The 15,260-nt window shown below is 72.7% G+C and carries 27 protein-coding genes; 24 read left to right on the top strand and 3 right to left on the bottom strand.

The genetic code is table 11. The features are described from left to right. Positions 1-22: 22 nt before the first annotated feature. The 5 genes from NRO40_RS08410 to NRO40_RS08385 all read left to right on the top strand — a co-directional run bounded on the left by NRO40_RS08410 (position 23) and on the right by NRO40_RS08385 (position 2,596). Complete coding sequence (locus tag NRO40_RS08410) at positions 23-547, top strand: hypothetical protein (protein ID WP_058942386.1); 525 nt, start codon at positions 23-25, stop codon at positions 545-547. After that, complete coding sequence (locus tag NRO40_RS08405) at positions 547-960, top strand: DUF4326 domain-containing protein (RefSeq protein WP_058942385.1); 414 nt, start codon at positions 547-549, stop codon at positions 958-960. Before NRO40_RS08410 ends, NRO40_RS08405 begins: the two co-directional genes overlap by 1 nt. A 100-nt stretch (positions 961-1,060) precedes the next feature. Then, complete coding sequence (locus NRO40_RS08400) at positions 1,061-1,327, top strand: hypothetical protein (protein WP_058942384.1); 267 nt, start codon at positions 1,061-1,063, stop codon at positions 1,325-1,327. Continuing rightward, positions 1,324-1,818, top strand: coding sequence for a hypothetical protein (locus tag NRO40_RS08395; RefSeq protein WP_058942383.1), 495 nt, complete (start codon positions 1,324-1,326; stop codon positions 1,816-1,818). Before NRO40_RS08400 ends, NRO40_RS08395 begins: the two co-directional genes overlap by 4 nt. Before the next feature lie 76 nt (positions 1,819-1,894). After that, positions 1,895-2,596 carry a hypothetical protein gene (locus NRO40_RS08385; RefSeq protein ID WP_058942382.1) on the top strand — a complete coding sequence of 234 codons (702 nt, stop codon included), beginning with the start codon at positions 1,895-1,897 and terminating at the stop codon, positions 2,594-2,596. A 1-nt stretch (position 2,597) separates the two neighbouring features. Here the strand turns inward: NRO40_RS08385 and NRO40_RS08380 are convergent, their stop codons facing one another. From NRO40_RS08380 to NRO40_RS08370, 3 genes are all read right to left on the bottom strand, one after another. Beyond that, entirely contained in the window at positions 2,598-2,819 is a 222-nt protein-coding gene (locus NRO40_RS08380; RefSeq protein WP_058942381.1) for a hypothetical protein, read from the bottom strand. 89 nt (positions 2,820-2,908) lie between these two features. Next, positions 2,909-3,376, bottom strand: coding sequence for a DUF6221 family protein (locus NRO40_RS08375; protein ID WP_058942380.1), 468 nt, complete (start codon positions 3,374-3,376; stop codon positions 2,909-2,911). A gap of 2 nt (positions 3,377-3,378) precedes the next feature. Continuing rightward, complete coding sequence (locus tag NRO40_RS08370) at positions 3,379-3,645, bottom strand: helix-turn-helix domain-containing protein (RefSeq protein ID WP_232791076.1); 267 nt, start codon at positions 3,643-3,645, stop codon at positions 3,379-3,381. Positions 3,646-3,837: 192 nt separating this feature from the next. Between NRO40_RS08370 and NRO40_RS08365 the strand changes: the two genes are divergently transcribed. From NRO40_RS08365 to NRO40_RS08275, 19 genes are all read left to right on the top strand, one after another. Continuing rightward, the gene (locus NRO40_RS08365) at positions 3,838-4,023 is read left to right on the top strand and encodes a hypothetical protein (RefSeq protein ID WP_058942378.1); all 186 of its coding nucleotides are present in this window, start codon (positions 3,838-3,840) and stop codon (positions 4,021-4,023) included. 68 nt (positions 4,024-4,091) lie between these two features. After that, positions 4,092-5,051 (top strand): winged helix-turn-helix transcriptional regulator, encoded by a 960-nt coding sequence (locus NRO40_RS08360; RefSeq protein WP_058942377.1) that lies wholly within the window; start codon positions 4,092-4,094, stop codon positions 5,049-5,051. Continuing rightward, on the top strand, positions 5,051-5,191 hold the full coding sequence (locus NRO40_RS08355) for a hypothetical protein (RefSeq protein WP_157901850.1): 141 nt from the start codon (positions 5,051-5,053) through the stop codon (positions 5,189-5,191). Before NRO40_RS08360 ends, NRO40_RS08355 begins: the two co-directional genes overlap by 1 nt. Before the next feature lie 17 nt (positions 5,192-5,208). Then, positions 5,209-5,706: a hypothetical protein gene (locus NRO40_RS08350; RefSeq protein WP_157901849.1), complete on the top strand. Its 498-nt coding sequence runs from the start codon at positions 5,209-5,211 to the stop codon at positions 5,704-5,706. Next, complete coding sequence (locus NRO40_RS08345; protein ID WP_058942375.1) at positions 5,703-6,365, top strand: hypothetical protein; 663 nt, start codon at positions 5,703-5,705, stop codon at positions 6,363-6,365. The genes NRO40_RS08350 and NRO40_RS08345 overlap by 4 nt, the downstream gene beginning before the upstream one ends. Before the next feature lie 80 nt (positions 6,366-6,445). Further along, a complete protein-coding gene (locus NRO40_RS08340) occupies positions 6,446-6,598 on the top strand; it encodes a hypothetical protein (RefSeq protein WP_157901848.1) in 153 nt (50 codons plus the stop codon). 254 nt (positions 6,599-6,852) lie between these two features. Continuing rightward, complete coding sequence (locus tag NRO40_RS08335; protein ID WP_058942374.1) at positions 6,853-7,146, top strand: hypothetical protein; 294 nt, start codon at positions 6,853-6,855, stop codon at positions 7,144-7,146. 14 nt (positions 7,147-7,160) lie between these two features. Next, entirely contained in the window at positions 7,161-7,433 is a 273-nt protein-coding gene (locus NRO40_RS08330; RefSeq protein WP_058942373.1) for an HNH endonuclease, read from the top strand. A 4-nt stretch (positions 7,434-7,437) separates the two neighbouring features. Next, entirely contained in the window at positions 7,438-7,878 is a 441-nt protein-coding gene (locus tag NRO40_RS08325; protein WP_058942372.1) for an AAA family ATPase, read from the top strand. 219 nt (positions 7,879-8,097) lie between these two features. Continuing rightward, a complete protein-coding gene (locus NRO40_RS08320; RefSeq protein WP_232791075.1) occupies positions 8,098-8,352 on the top strand; it encodes a hypothetical protein in 255 nt (84 codons plus the stop codon). Then, entirely contained in the window at positions 8,312-9,871 is a 1,560-nt protein-coding gene (locus NRO40_RS08315) for a terminase (RefSeq protein WP_058942370.1), read from the top strand. Before NRO40_RS08320 ends, NRO40_RS08315 begins: the two co-directional genes overlap by 41 nt. A gap of 8 nt (positions 9,872-9,879) precedes the next feature. Then, positions 9,880-10,026, top strand: a complete 147-nt coding sequence (locus NRO40_RS08310) for a hypothetical protein (RefSeq protein ID WP_157901847.1) — start codon at positions 9,880-9,882, stop codon at positions 10,024-10,026. 47 nt (positions 10,027-10,073) lie between these two features. Beyond that, complete coding sequence (locus tag NRO40_RS08305; protein ID WP_232791074.1) at positions 10,074-11,267, top strand: phage portal protein; 1,194 nt, start codon at positions 10,074-10,076, stop codon at positions 11,265-11,267. Next, positions 11,257-11,997 (top strand): HK97 family phage prohead protease, encoded by a 741-nt coding sequence (locus tag NRO40_RS08300; protein ID WP_198549342.1) that lies wholly within the window; start codon positions 11,257-11,259, stop codon positions 11,995-11,997. The genes NRO40_RS08305 and NRO40_RS08300 overlap by 11 nt, the downstream gene beginning before the upstream one ends. A 67-nt stretch (positions 11,998-12,064) precedes the next feature. Continuing rightward, positions 12,065-13,330, top strand: coding sequence for a phage major capsid protein (locus NRO40_RS08295; protein WP_058942367.1), 1,266 nt, complete (start codon positions 12,065-12,067; stop codon positions 13,328-13,330). A gap of 23 nt (positions 13,331-13,353) precedes the next feature. After that, a complete protein-coding gene (locus tag NRO40_RS08290) occupies positions 13,354-13,752 on the top strand; it encodes a hypothetical protein (protein WP_058942366.1) in 399 nt (132 codons plus the stop codon). Further along, positions 13,752-13,967 carry a hypothetical protein gene (locus NRO40_RS08285; protein WP_058942365.1) on the top strand — a complete coding sequence of 72 codons (216 nt, stop codon included), beginning with the start codon at positions 13,752-13,754 and terminating at the stop codon, positions 13,965-13,967. Before NRO40_RS08290 ends, NRO40_RS08285 begins: the two co-directional genes overlap by 1 nt. A 6-nt stretch (positions 13,968-13,973) precedes the next feature. After that, positions 13,974-14,786, top strand: a complete 813-nt coding sequence (locus NRO40_RS08280) for a head-tail connector protein (RefSeq protein WP_058942364.1) — start codon at positions 13,974-13,976, stop codon at positions 14,784-14,786. Beyond that, positions 14,786-15,253 carry a hypothetical protein gene (locus NRO40_RS08275; protein ID WP_058942363.1) on the top strand — a complete coding sequence of 156 codons (468 nt, stop codon included), beginning with the start codon at positions 14,786-14,788 and terminating at the stop codon, positions 15,251-15,253. Before NRO40_RS08280 ends, NRO40_RS08275 begins: the two co-directional genes overlap by 1 nt. The last annotated feature ends 7 nt before the right edge of the window (positions 15,254-15,260 follow it).

Below are 15,260 nucleotides of genomic sequence, written 5' to 3'. Positions count from 1 at the left end.
CACCACCCCGAGGAGACACCCCGTGACCGACCTCGCCCGCATCCTCGACACCGGCCTCGGCTGGCTCTACGACACCGTGCAGCCCGACGACGCCCACCAGCAGCACCACGGCATCCAACTGCACCTGCCGGAGGCGAACCGCTGGTACGGCTTCTGCCCGTCCGGCGCGCAGCACCGCCCCGTCGTCTCCGTGGACGTCATCAACGTCGAGTGGGTCGACAACGGCCCCAACACCCAGCAGACGCCCGCCAACCCGCTGGAGCCCGGCGAACTGCCCGCCCTCGTCAAGGAGCTGTACCGCCGTGGTTTCGAGTCCACCGGTACCTGGAACGGCCACCCGGGCGTCTCGGGCAGCGTCGGTCTCGTCCGGCCTGCGCACCCGACGCTCGTCGCTGCGGTCGACCGATACCGCCACGGCTGCCCCCTCCACCCGAACCGCTCGGTGTTCTGCGACTGCGAGCAGTGGACCGCCGGGTTCGGCCGCGTCGTCCGCCCGGACCTCCGCCCCACCCCGGCCGTCGCCCGGTCCGCCGAGGACGCCCACTGATGGCCGCCCGCATCCAGCGCCGCCGCACCAAGGGCTGGCGCGCCCCCGCAGGCGCCGTGTACGTCGGCCGCGGCAGCCGCTGGGGTAACGCCTACATCCTCAAGAACACCCAGGTCCGCATCCCCGGCACCGACGGCAGTGAGTGGCAGCAGGAGGGGCGCAGCGGTAAGGCGTCCGGTCAGCGCCACGCCTACAAGCACCCGGACGGCAGCGTGACGTGGCACCTGGTCCAGGACGCCACACCGGAGCAGATCGTCGAGCTGTACCGCCGCTGGATCGAGCAGCAGCCCGACCTGGTCGCGGCCGCACGCCGCGAGCTGGCAGGCCGGGACCTCCTCTGCTGGTGCCCGCTCGACCAGCCGTGCCACGCGGACGTGCTCCTTGAACTCGCCAACTACGAGCCCCCGCAGTGACCGACGTCCTGCACTTCGTCGGCGGCTGGCTGGCCCTCTCGGCCGCCACCGCCGGCGCCTACACCGCCCTCCGCCGCATCCACGACTGGAGACACCGACCGTGAGCCCCTTCACCCGCCCCGTGCACGACGTCGTTCCCGACCTGATGACCATCTGCCCCGGGCAGACCTACCGCGCCGTAGAGCCCCTGGCCGAGGGCCGACGCATCCGCATCGACCGTTACACGCCCGGCCACGCCCACGCGTGGGTCGTCGACGCGCAGACCGGCACGCGCGGTCGCTGGATCCTCGTCAGCTCCCTGCACCAGACCGCCGTCACCCGCACCGGCCAGCCGCGCCGCACCGGATACGTCCTGGAGACCCTGTGACCGCCACCGAGCCGCCCCCCCGCCCCCGGCTGGACGAGATGACCGACGACATGCTCGACGCCCTGTACGCCCGGCTGGACGCCGCCTTCGAGCGCGCCGACCGCCTCGCCACCGACCTGACGGCCGAGTGGGACGTGAGCCGCCGCCTCCTCGAATCCCGACAGGAGATGGCCGCCGAGCGATACGCGTGGCAGGAACGCGGCGACCGCGCCGAGGCCCGCGCCGCCGAGCTGGAGGCCGCCCTCGACCGCGTGCGCGCCACCGTGACCGATCTGTGCGACGAGCCCCACCCCGACCACGACCACCTCTGCCCGGACGACGTCCGCCGCTACGTCCTCGACGCCATCGACGGGCCCGCCCGGCCCGCCCCCGGCCCGGAGCCGGCCGTGCACATCGGCGGCAGCGGCAACGCCGAGGACTGTCCCGCCTGTGACCTGGACCGCCTGCCGTACCCGTGGATCTGCCCCGGCCAGCCCGACCCGCAGTCCTGACCCCCGCCGCGGCGCCGCCCCCACCAGCGCCCCGGCCCCGCACCGCGCCACCGCACCACCGCAAGGGAGCCCCGCAGTGACCACCACCGCCACCACCGCGCAGCACCTCCGCACCATCGCCACCGGCTGGGCCGACCTCCGCGCCGCGCTCGCCACCACCCCCACCACCTGGCCCCCCACCGGCCTCCGCGACTACCTCACCGCGCTGGAGCTGCACGACACGACGGCCGGGCAGCTGCGGGCGCTGGAGCGCGACCCGGGCCAGATCGGCCACACCGCGGCCCCGCTGTCCATCCCGATTCTCGACACGATGCGCGCCGTGGAGGCCGCGCTCGTCGAGCTGGCCGACCAGGCGGCCGCGGCGCTTCAGCGGCCGCCGATGAGCCGAGCCCCGGAGACGTGGCCGATCGCCGAGCGCGAGCGCCGCAACCGGCTCGCCGCCGAGGACGCGGCGGACCCCCGCCGGTGGGGCGCCCCGGGACGGCGCCGCACGGCCCCCCACGCCGCGCTGTGGCTCCTCGCGGTGGTGGAGGGCCGCCCCGGGCCCTGGACGCCCCTGGACGCCGCCCAGCGGGCCTGGATCCACCGCATCGCCGCCGAGGCCGCCCGGCGGATCGAGACCGCCCTCGACCTCCACGACGCGACCGCGGCCCTCACCCGGCCCTGCACCACGTGCGGCGGGCAGATCATCGTCCACGGCGGAGCCGGCGCCCGCCCCCTCGCCCGCTGCCGCGGGTGCGGCGCCACCTGGCACGCCCCCGAGCACGCGGCCGCGTAGGTCAGGGCGGCGGGGACGGGCCCCACACGGTCGCGTCCCCGCCGCGCCACTCGATCAGCGGCGACACTGCGGCGTCCTCGGGATCCATGTCCAGGCCGGCCCGGCGCAGGAACTCCACCAGGTCGCCCAGCCCGTACGCGAGGCCGAGGATTTCCCCGTCCGCTCGTACCCGGCGCCCGCCGGACGGGGATGGCGGGTGGACGACCACGGGAGGGTGCTCCATCCCCCCAGCCTCACCCCGGGCCCGCCCGGCCGCACCCGGACAGCACGAGGCCCCCACCCGTCTGGGTGGGGGCCTGTTGTTGCGCGGGGCTACGGCCGCCACTCGTCCTGGTAGTCCGGGTGGTCGGCGTACGGCAGGGCCAGCAGGCGGAGGAGCGGGAGGGCTGTGGGTTCGAAATTCCAGTCCGTCAGCCCGAACGTCTCATCGTTTTCCTTGTCTCTCTGGGTCAGGGACGTCACGAACTCGTCGAGGATGCGCCGCTGGGCGTCTACCGCGGCGAGGACACGCTCCGGGTCGTGACGGGCCATATGGACAGCCGCGCCCTCGCTCCGCACCCCTCCCGCACCGAGGCCAGGACCCGCGACCTCCTCGCGACGGGTCGTGATCTCCCGCGTGTCGGTCGCCGAGTTGAACCGCTCGTGCGTGCTGAACCCGCCCAGCACCCGCCACGTCCCCTCGTCGTCCCCGGGAGCCGCCTTCCATGGCCCGGCAGGCGCAGCCTCAGCGACCGCACGGTCCTCGTCGAGGCGGGCGCGCAGGAATTCGATCAGGCCCACGGTCACTCCTCGCCACCCTTCTTCGGCGGCCGGTCGGTCCAGCGCCCAGAGCCCCGCTCGATGTCCTGCACCGTCCCCAGCGACACCCCCAGCTCGGCGGCGATCTTCCTGTACGGCACCTTCTGCGCCCGCAGGTCCAACACCGTCTGGCGGCGCATTTCGTAGAACTGCTTGCTCCGGGCCGTCTGCTCCTTCAGCACGAGCCCGATGGCCCGTGCTCTCGCGACCGGATCCGGCATCTCCGCGATGCCGTCCAGGGCTGCCTTCACGCGCCGCACCTCCTCTGGAGTCGTGTCCTCGGCCATCCCGTCCCTACCTGTTCGGGTGAGCCGCTTGCCATCACTGTATGGGCGCCCATACAGTGGCGACAAGCGATCCACGCTGCCAACGCAGAAGCCCCGGTCGGGCTCTCACACACCGACCGGGGCCAGCCAGACACCTGACGACACCAGGAGCTGACCATGCCCCAGCGTAGCCACGCCTCCCAGCCGGACGAAGCCCTCCAGCGCGTCCGCGACCTCCAGGCGCAGGCCGCCGCCGACTACCAGGCCGCCCAGTCGCCCGCCACCCAGGCCGCCGCCCGCGACCAGCACGCCCTCGCCATCAGCCACGCGCAGGAGTCCGCCGGCGCCAACACCCGCCGCTGACCCCGCCGACCGGCCGGGCCCGCACCCACCACGCCAGCGGGCCCGGCCCCACACCCCGGAGCAGCACCATGGCCAAGACGCGCCCCCGCGTCCCGTCCATCCCGCCCATCCTCATCGGCGCCAGCCTCCTCGCCGCGCTCTCCCTCATCTGGTCCGCCTACGCCATCACCGACCTCATGCACGCCGGCCGGTTCGGCCTCTCCGTCGCCATCGCCGGAGACATCGGCTGGCTCACCATCCTCTGGGCCGAGTACCGACGCATCACCATCGCCGGACGCACCTGGGCCGCCCCCGCCGCCGGTTGGGCCATCGCCTTCGGCGTCGCCGTACTCCTCGCCCTCCACGGCGCCGAGGAGGACAGCTCGGGCCAGACGTTCGCCGGGCCGTTCATCGTCCTCGTCGGCAAGGTCGTGTGGATGATCGCCCTCGCGTCCCTGCGCGACCCGGCCGCGCTCACCGCCGACCAGGAAGCCGCCATCCACGAGGTGATGCGCGACTCGGAGTTCACCGCCCGGCTCAACCAGGCCGAGCGGGACCGGATCGACCGCACCGCCGACGCCGAGATCGCCCGCATCCGCGCCGAAGCCCGCATCACCCTCGCCCGCGACGACGCCGACTTCGAGGTCGCCCTCGAACGCCTGGAGAAGCGCGCCCAGATCGAGCGCCGCTCACCCCTCGCGCTCACCACCGGCTCACCCTGGACCGCCCCGGCTCAGCCCCTTGAGCCCGCTGAGCCCCCGGCTCACCGCCCGGCCGAGCCCGTGGCTCACCTCGCCGAGCCTGAGCCCGCACACCGGCTCTCCTCACAGGTCAGCCCGCCTGAGCCCCAGGCTCAGCCCGCTCACCCCTTCGGGTTCAGCGCCCAGCTCAACCCCCAGTCGGCTCAGCGCGCCGCCAGCGTCGAGCGCGTGGCTGAGCTCCTGGCTCAGGACCCCGGGCTCACCTCCGGCCAGATCGCCGAAGCGCTGAGCGTGAGCCCCGCCACCGCGAAGCGGTACCTGCGCGAAGCCCGGCGGGGGACCGCCTGATGGGCGCCGCGCTCTTCCCCCTCTGCGCGGTCGCCGCCGCACTCGGCCTCTACGCCTGTCGCACCCGGCCCGCCGCGCCCGCGCTCCTCCCCACCGTCCTCGTCGTCCTCGCCGTGCTCGGCGCGGCCCTCTTCCACTGAGGCACCCCATGCCCTACATGGCCATCAATCTCGGCGGCGTCACCCTCGGCGTCGCCATCGTCCTCGCCTTCGTCATGCGCTGGATCATGAAGGAGAAGCGCCGCCTGGCGGCCCTCGTCCCCTTCGTCCTGTCCCTGCTGTACGGCATGCTCGCCGCCCTCGCCGCCCTCGGCTCCTGGTCGGTCCTCGGCGCCACCACCTGGGTCGCCCTCTGGGCCGGCAACGTCGCCGGATACACCGGCCTCGTCTGGGGAATCGGCGGCACCGCCCCCGACGTCACCCGCGCCCAGCAGATCGCCCTTACCCCCGGCGGATACGCCATCGTCGCCCTGTTCACCGTCGCCCTGTTCGCCCTGCTCTGGTGGGGCCCGCAGCAGCACAAGGGGAAGCTGCTGTTCGGCGCGCTCGCCGGGATCCTCGTCGCCCTGTCCGGCACCGTCGCCGGGATCGCCGCCGTACCGCTCGGCTCCGGCGTCAACATGGCCGGCGCCGCGTTCACCGGGATGTTCGGATGAGCGCCGAAGTCGCTGTCGAGACACCGGTGGAGGCGGAGGGGCCGGGGGAGTCCGGCGGGATGAGCGAGCGCACCGCCCGCTACATCCTGCTCGGCGTCGGCGCGCTGGCCGCGTGGGGGCTCGTCGTCGCGTTCCCGTGGGTCGCGTACGTCATCGTCGGCGCCGGGCTCACCATCGGCTGCCAGCGCTGCCAAGCATGGCGCGCCGCCCGCCGTGAGGCCGCCGACGAGGCGCCGCAGGCCGCCGAGCAGACCACCGACGTACCCGGCCCGGACGTCGCGGGCGCGCTCCGCGAACTCGCCAAAGAGGGCGGCAGCGGCGTGCTCCTCACCCGGCTCCGCGACTACCTCGACGCGACCGACACCAAGACCGTCAAGGCTCTCCTGGACGAGGCGTCCATCCCCACCCGGGCGGGTGTGCGCACCCCCCACGGCAGTGGCCCCGGCGTACACCGGGACGACATCCCGCCCGCTCTCCCCGCCGACGAGGGCGCCCAGGAGGGGCGTTGTTCGTGCAGGTCAGAAGCCAACGCCAACGCCAACAACGCGCCGGAGAGCGACCCCCGAGAGGGGATACGTGTAGAGCCCATCGGAGACACCGGACACCTCATCGTCCGCCACCCCGCCGACGCCACCCGACACCACGCCATCCGCCGCTGAACATGCGTCGGGGCGGTCGCCCGCTCGCCAGCTGACCGACCGCCCCACACCCCATCCCGAGAAGAGACAGGACGACCATCATGGCACTCCGCAAGACCATCCCCACGTCCGAGCTGCGCGACCGCCTGGCGCCCGAGAAGCGCGAGCAGCACGCCACCGACTACCACGGCAGCCGCGGCGGATGGCTCCGCCCGAAGGACAAGCCCGTCCCCGGCACGCCGAAGAAGAGCTGACCGCCTGCCACACCGAGACCGGCTCCGCCGCGCGTCCCCCGACGCGGCGGGGCCGCTCTGCTGCCGCCCGGGCCCGCGCTTGACGAGACGAGACGGACCGTCCTACAGTCGGAGGCGTCTCCGGCGTGCCCAGACACAGACACCACGAAGGCCCCGACCATCCACCGGTCGGGGCTTTGTCGTTCCCCAGACACACCCACACCCCCTACGGCACCATGGGCGCCACACCAGCACCCACCCCCGGGGGGACACCCATGCGCACCCGCACCACCGCCGCCGCGGCCGTCGCCGCGGCCCTCCTGCTCGCCACGCTCACCGCGTGCGGCAAGTCCGTCGCCGAGCAGCGCGCCGACTGCCGCGCCGCACTCACCAAGGGATCCACCAAGACCAACCGACCCGAAGCCTGCGCGGACCTCAGCCAGCAGGACTACGACCGACTCCTCCTCGACTGGGTCGTCGAGAGTGCGGTCAAGGACATGCCCCAGGAGAGCCAGGACCGCCTCGACTACCACGACGACGGCGAGCTGAACGGCAGCATCCTCGACTGACGGGAGGCGCCCACGTGGCCGGCAACCCCCGCAACGGGCGCCCCTACCGACGGCTCGTCGCCCAGATCAAAGCCATGGGCGCACCGTGCTGCTACTGCGGCCACGACATCGACCCCACCCTCGACCCGCGCCACCCGCTCTCGTTCACGCTGGAACACCTCATCCCCCTGTCCAAGGGCGGCAGCCTCCTCGACCCGGCCAACGCCCGCAGCGCGCACCGCCGGTGCAACAGCGCCCGCGGCAACCGGTCAGCCCCGGCGCAGCAGCGAGCTTCACGGAGGTGGTGACACGGTGCTTATCGTCGTCACCGGACCGCCAGCAGCAGGCAAGAGCAGCTACATCAAGGCCCACGCCAAGCCCTCCGATGTGGTCATCGACCTGGACCTCATGGCTCTGGCCATGGCCGGACCAGGCGCCGACCACCACGCACACGACCCGATCCTCCTGCGCATCGTGCACCGCGCCCGGCAGGCCGCCATCCACGAGGCGGAGAGACACCTCGACCACACCGACGTCTACCTCATCCACACCATGCCGAGCCCCAAGGCGCGAGCCAGATACAAGCGGCTCGGCGCACGGATAGTGACCGTCGACCCCGGCGAACAGATCGTGCGACGCAGAGTGAGGGACATGCGGCAGCCGGAGATGGAGGCCGTCGTCACCCGCTGGTACCGCGACTACCGCAAGGGCGGCTCTCGGGCAGTCACCGCCCAGGCGTCCCGGGCATGGTGACGCAGCGACACGCGGCGTGATGACGGCGGCTGAACAGCGGCTCAGCGTCACGCGAGTGCAGCTTGACCGGGGAGAGCGGGTCAAAAGTTCAGCGGGCAGACGGGCGACCCAAACGCCCTTGTCGCCCTGTTTTTTGCGCGACCGCTAATTCAGTTGATCAAGGACCGAGTGAATTAGCGGGCGTCACACAGAGTCACGTCACTCACTGTGATGGGGGTGGTGATCTTGACCGAGGACGCCATCCGCGAGGAGATCGAACAGCTCGCTGTCAAGTCCGTCGCTCCCGGGCTCGTCGCCCTCGCGCTCGCGCTCGCCTCCGCCATCGACGCGGCCGACGGCCCGAGCGCCGTGGCCGTCGCCGCGCGGGAGCTGCGCGCCACCATGTCCGAGCTGCGGAAGCTGGCCCCGCCCGCTGTGAAGGGGGATGCCCTCGATGAGCTTGCTTCCCGCAGAGCGGACCGACGCGGCGCCTGAGCACATCCCTGACGCCCGGGGCGTCCAGCGCCCCCGGGTCTTCACCGCCCCTCCGTACGTCTCCAGCTCCGGCCAGGAAGCCGTCGAGCTGGCGGCCGTGGCCGGGCTCATGCTGGACGAGTGGCAGCAGTTCGCTCTGCACGTCGGCTTGGGCGAGACGGAGACCGGCTCATGGTCGGCGTTCGAGGTCGCGGTCAACGTGGCCCGGCAGAACGGCAAGGGCGGCATCATCGAGGCCCGCGAGCTGGCCGGCCTGTTCCTGCTGGGTGAGCGGCTCATCCTGCACAGCGCGCACGAGTTCAAGACGGCGAAAGAGGCGTTCCTCCGGATCGTCTCGCTGATCACGAACACGGACAGCCTGCGCAAGCGGGTCAAGGCCGTACGGCAGACGACCGGCGAGGAAGCTGTCGAACTGCTCACCGGGCAACGGCTACGGTTCCTGGCCCGCAGTGGCGGCAGCGGCCGGGGCTTCACCGGCAACTGCAACATCCTCGACGAGGACATGATCCTCGGCGATGACGCCATGGGCGCACTCATGCCGACCATGGCGGCCGTCAAGGACCCCCAGGTCTGGTACCTGGGGAGCGCCGGGATCGGTGCCCCTTCTGTGCAGCTCGCCCGGCTGCGGCGCCGGGCACTGGCAGCGATGGAGTCGGGCGAACCTGACCCGTCACTGGCGTACCTGGAGTGGTCCATCGACCCTCACCTGACCGAGTGCTCGCCGAACTGCACCGCACACGATGACCCGCTGTCGCCGCTCTCAGTGGCCAAGGCCAACCCGGCGCTGGGGTACCGGCTGACGCTGGAGCACACCGAGCGTGAGCGGCTGACCATGTCGCCGGAGATCTTCGCGCGGGAGCGGCTCGGTGTGGGCGACTACCCGAGCGATGAGGGCGACAACTGGAGGGTGATCGGTGAGGACGCGTGGCGGGCCGTCGCGGACGGTAAGAGCACGATGGCGGACCCGGTGGCGTTCGCCGTCGATACGACCCCTGAGCGGTCGCACAGCGCCATCTGCGCGGCCGGCCGGTCAGGGGAGGCCACGCATGTGGAGGTCGTCGACCACCGGCCCGGGACCGGGTGGGTGGCGGGCCGGGTCGTCGAGCTGGTGTCGCGGTGGCGTCCGTGCGCGCTCGTCATCGACGAGGGCGGCCCGGCCGGGTCGCTGATCCCCGCGATCCGCAAGGCGCTCGCGGCCGGCGACCCGGAGCAGAACATCGAGGGCCTGCCGGACGACGAGCTGGACGAGCTGCTGCTCATCCCAAAGGTCAGGCAGGTCGCGCAGGCGTGCGGCCAGTTCTACGACGGGGTGGCCGAGCACGGGATCGTGCACCTGGATCAGGCGCCGCTGACGACCGCGCTGGCGGGCGCGGACAAGCGGCCGGTGGGTGACGGATGGGCGTGGGCGCGGCGGGGCGTCAGCGTCGACATCAGCCCTCTGGTGGGTGCGACGTTCGCAGCGTGGGGGCACGCCGAGCGGGCGCACGTGGAGCCGGAAGGGGCGCCGAACCTGTGGTGAACGCGGCGTTGTTTGTGCTGGAGCTGCTGTTCGTGGCGGCGGTGCTCGCCGGGGTGGGCATGTGGTCGGTGCCGGCGGCGCTGGTGCTGGGCGGGGTGCTGGGCGTGCTCGCGGTGGAGCGGGCGCAGGCGGGCCGGAAGGGGGCGACGCGATGAGCCTGTTCGGGCTGTTCGAGCGTCGGTCCTCCCCGGAGAATCCGGCGGTGCCTCTGACCAGCGCGTCTCTGCTGGACTGGATGGGCGGTACTGCGTCGGACTCGGGTGTCACCGTGTCGGAGGCGTCGAGCCTGCACATGCCGGCGGTGTGGCGGTCGGTGGCGCTGATCGCCGGGGTGTCGGCGGCGCTGCCGCTGCACACGTACCGGCGCGGCACGAAGGACCGGGCAGACGAGGCGCTGCTGGACGACCCCCATCCGGAGATGACGCCGCTGGAGCTGTGGCGGTTGGCGTTCGTGCACCGGGTGCTGTGGGGCAACGCGTACGTGCAGAAGATCCGCAACGGCGGCGGGCAGATCGTGCAGCTGTGGCCCATCACGCCGGACCGGGTGCAGGTCGGCAGGGTGCGGCCCACAGCTGACCTACCGACGGGGAAGGTCTTCCAGGTCGCGGACGACTGGGGCGCCCGTCACACGCTGACGACGCGGGACATCCTGCACATCCCCGGGCTGGGGTACGACGGTCTGACGGGCGTCTCCCCGGTGCGGCTGGCCGCGCAGGGCATCGGCCTGGCGCAGGCCGCCGAGGCGACCGCGGGGGCGCTGTTCGGCCGCGGCAACCTCATGGGCGGGGTGCTCCAGACCGAGCAGCGGCTCAACGCGACGCAGGCGGAGCAGCTGAAGGCCGCGTGGCAGGCGAAGGTCGGCGGCTTGGCGAACGCGCAGCAGGTGGCGGTGCTGGACTCCGGCGCGCAGTACAAGCCGGTGACGATGCCGAACACCGACGCCCAGTTCCTGGAGTCGCGACAGTTCCAGGTCGTCGAGGTGGCCCGGATGTTCGGCGTGCCGCCGTTCCTCCTCATGTCCACGGAGAAGTCGACCAGCTGGGGCACGGGTCTGGAGCAGCAGGCGCAGGGCTGGGTGACGTTCGACCTCGCCCCGACGTGGCTGGCGCCCACCGAGCAGCGCATCACCAAGGAGCTGCTGCCCGCCGACCGATACGCGAAGTACGCGGTGCAGGGCCTGCTGCGCGGGGACAGCTCGGGGCGGGCGACGTTCTACCGGGCGATGCGCGACATCGGCGCGTTCTCCGCGAACGACATCCGCGCGCTGGAAGACCTGCCGCCGATCCCGGGCGACGAGGGCAACGGCTACTTGCAGCCGACGTTCATGGCCCCGCTGGGGTCCGATCCGCTCGACACCGACGACCCGAGCCCTGGAGGCGATGAGGATGAGGACTGAGGAGCGGCGCGACCTCACCCTGGCCACGGCCGGGCTACAGGTCCGCGCAGGCGAGGGGGCGACGCCCGGGTTCGCCGGCCACGCCGCCGTGTTCAACTCCCGGACCGCGATCGGCAACCCCCTGACCTGGGGATTCTACGAGGAGATCGCGGTCGGCGCGTTCACGAAGACCATCGCCGAGGGCGACGCCCGGATGCTGGTGGACCACGACACCCGCATGGTGGTGTCGCGGGTCTCGGCCGGGACGCTCCGCCTCGCGCAGGATCAGGTCGGGCTCGCCGTCGACGCCGACCTGGACCCGGAGCTGTCGTACGTCCGGGACCTGGTGACCAACCTCCGCAACGGCAACATCACCGGCATGTCGTTCGGCTTCCGCGTCATCAAGGACGACTGGGAGCCCGTCGAGATCGAGACCGTGGACGGCGACACGGCCGAGGCGGAGCTGCGCATCATCCGCGAGGTCCAGCTCTACGAGGTGTCCGCGGTGACGTTCCCCGCGTACGAGGACACCGACGCCGGCCTACGTTCCGTCGGGGTGGCCCTGGCCGCCCGCGGAGACGCGGCCGCGTTCGACCGCCGGGCCCAGTACCGGCCCGAACTCTTGAACTTCCGCCGCGAGCCGGCCACGGCCACTCGCGGTACCGACGTGACCCAGCCGGGAGAGACCACTGGGGGCCGTCAGGCGATGCGTATGAAGGCGCTCGCCGCCCGCTACCGCCTGGCGCGGTAGCAGCTCTCACCCATCCCCCAGCCCCGCGCCGCACCCGGTGCCGGGGCTCGTTGTGCTGGAGGCACACATGCCCACCCTTCAGACCCTGCTGGACCAGCGCGCGAGCGCGTGGGCCAAGGCGCAGGAGTTTCAGAACCGCGCCGCCACCGAGGCGGACATGCCCGCCGAGGACCGGTCCGCGTGGGACGCGGCGCTCGCCGACGTCGAGCGACTGTCCGCGGACATCGAGCGCGAGGAGCGGCACGTCCGCCTCTCCGCCGTCGACTACTCCCAGGTCGTCACGGCGTCCGCCGACACCGAGGACGCCGAGGAGGCCCGCGCCCGCCACGGCGGCGAGGACGGCGTCAAGGCGTACGAGAGCGCGTACCGGTCGTGGCTGCGCGAGGGCACCAGCGACCTGACCAGCGAGGAGCGCAGCGTGCTGCGCACCGGCTGGGTCGACGGCCGCGAGCTGCGCGCCCAGGGCGTCGCGACCGGCGCGGCCGGCGGCTACCTCGTCCCGCCGGCGTTCCGAGCTCGGCTCGTCGAGGCGCAGAAGTTCTACGGGGCGATGCGCGATGTGGCGGAGGTCATCACCACGGAGACCGGCGCGACGCTGCCGTGGCCGACCGCCGACGACACGGCGAACGTCGGCGCGATCCTGTCGGAGAACACGCAGGTCACCGAGCAGGACGTGACGATCGGGCAGGCCGACATCGGCGCCTACACCTACACGTCCAAGCTCGTGCGCGTCTCGCTCCAGCTGCTCCAGGACAACGCGTTCGACCTGGAGTCGTGGCTGGCCCGGAAGCTGGGCGAGCGGATCGGCCGTATCCAGAACACCCACTTCACCACCGGCACCGGCACCAGCCAGCCGGAGGGCGTGCAGACCAACGCCACCGTCGGCAAGACCGGCACCACCGGCCAGACGACCAGCGTCACGTACGACGACCTGATCGACCTGATCCACAGCATTGACCCCGCCTACCGCAACAGCGGTCGGCAGCGGTTCATGTTCAACGACGCCACCCTGGCGGCGGTCCGCAAGCTCAAGGACAGCCAGGGCCGGCCGCTGTGGGAGCCGTCCATCCAGGTCGGCGTTCCGGACGGGATCCTCGGCTACAGCTACACCGTCAACCAGGACATGCCCGTCATGGCGGCCAACGCCAAGAGCATCCTGTTCGGTGACTTCTTCGCCGGCTACCTGATCCGCGATGTCCGCGACGTGCAGCTGCTGCGACTGTCCGAGCGCTACGCGGACTACCTCCAGGTTGGCTTCCTGGCCTTCAGCCGCGCCGACGGGACCCCGCAGGACACCGCCGCCTACAAGGCGTACCGCAACTCCGCCACCTGATCGAGCCGAGGGAGAGCATCACCATGGCGAACACGCCTACGCCCAGGAAGGACAGCGCCCCGGACACCGGGGTGCTCCAGGAGACGCCGACCCCCCAGGCGGCCGAGCACGGCGACCACGACCGGATCGTCATGGCCTCGCGCCGCCCGGACGGCACGCCGGACCAGCTCAACCCGGAGTTCATCGGCGACAAGGAGACCGCCGTCCAGGCGGCCCGCGAGCAACTCGCGGTGCAGGCCGCGTCCGCGGTGGACATCGCAGCGCGCGGGGTGACCGCGGGCCCGGCCGAGGACGGCACCGGCGGGTCGGAGCCGGACGCCGAGATCAAGGCGCTGAAGGAGGCGCAGGACAAGGCCGTCGAGACAGCCGAGGCCCGCGCCGAGCGCGAGGTGAACGAGCGGCACCAGGGCCTGGGTGACTGATGGCCCGGATCCGCATGCTCGTCAGCGTGGCGGGCGCGGGGTTCTCGTGGCAGCCCGGCCAGGTCGTCGACCTGCCGGGCGCCGAGGCCGCGAAGTGGGCCGACGGCGTGCGCGCCGTGCTGATCCGCGACGAGCCGATGGAGACCCCGGAGCGGGCGGCCGGCGCCGAGACGGCGGCCCGGCCGCGGACCCGCCGCACCACACGGAAGGGGTGAGCTGGGGTGCCGTTCGATCTCGGCGCGACCGTGCGCCTGACCGCAGAGTGCCGGGACCCGGACGGCGCCCTCGCCACCGCTACGACGGCCACCGTCACCGTGACCCTGCCGGACGGGTCGACGGCCACCCCGGCCGCCAGCCCGACCGGCACGGGCACGTACAGCGCCGACTACCCCACGGCCCAGGCCGGGCGGCACACGGTGCGCTGGGTGTTCACCGGCCCGGCGCACGCCTACACCGACGCGTTCGATGTGGCCCCTGCGGCGGCGGAGGGCCTGTTCTCCCTGGCCGAAGCGAAACGCCACCTGAACCTGACCAGCACGCGACAGGACGACGAGGTGCGGACCTGGGTGGCCACGGCCACCGAGGCGGTCGAATGGTTCGTCGGCCCGGTCATCCCCCGCACGGTCGTCGAGGACCACACGTTCCGGCGCTCGTCCATGCTGGTGCTGCGCCAGACACCCGTGCTGGAGGTGACAACGCTGGCGCCGGTCCTGTCAGGCGGCACGTCGTACCTGCCGGCCGACCTCGCCCTGGACGGGGCGAGCGGCGTGGTGCAGCTGTCGAGCGGCGGGACACTGGCGGGCCCGCTGCGCATCACGTACACGGCCGGGCGGCGCATCGTGCCGCCGTCCGTCCGCTCTGCGGCGCTCATCATCCTCCAGCACCTGTGGCGCACCCAGCAGGGCCCGGCGCGGCCGCAGGTCGGGACCGGGGACTTCGACGTCACCGAGCCGATCCCGGGCCTGGGCTACGCGATCCCCCACCGGGCCGCGCAACTGCTCAGCCCGCACCAGCTCCCGCCGGGGGTGGCGTGATGGCCACCTCCGCGGTCCCGGCCGCGATCGACGCGCTGCTGGCCATCCTGCGTGCGGCGCCGGCGCTCGCCGACGTAGACATCATCGACGGGCCGCCGACGGGCGACATGTCGGCGGCGGACATCGTGGCGGTCGGCTGGCAGCCGGATGGCGAGGACGCCGTCTCGCTGGTGCAGGAGTTCGCGTATGCGGGCGCCAGGAGGAGGGACGAGGAGTTCGTCATCTCCTGCTGGTTGGAGTCCTGGACCGGCGACAGTGACGTGGCGTCCCGGCGGACCCGGGCGTTCGAGTTGCTGGCCGTGGTGGAGGACGCGCTGCGCGCGTCCGACGCGGCCCCGGAGGCGCCGACGCTGGGCGGCGCCGTGCTGTGGGCCCACCTCACCGCAGGGACCCTGCGACAGGTCAACACCGACCAGGGCGTGAGGGTCGGCGTCGCGTTCAGCGTCGCCTGCCGCGCCCGCATCTGACCCACCC

Source organism: Streptomyces changanensis, from assembly GCF_024600715.1.
GTDB lineage: Bacteria > Actinomycetota > Actinomycetes > Streptomycetales > Streptomycetaceae > Streptomyces > Streptomyces changanensis.
The sequence above is the reverse complement of the archived record's forward strand: the minus strand, read 5'-3'. Positions and strand labels throughout refer to the sequence as shown.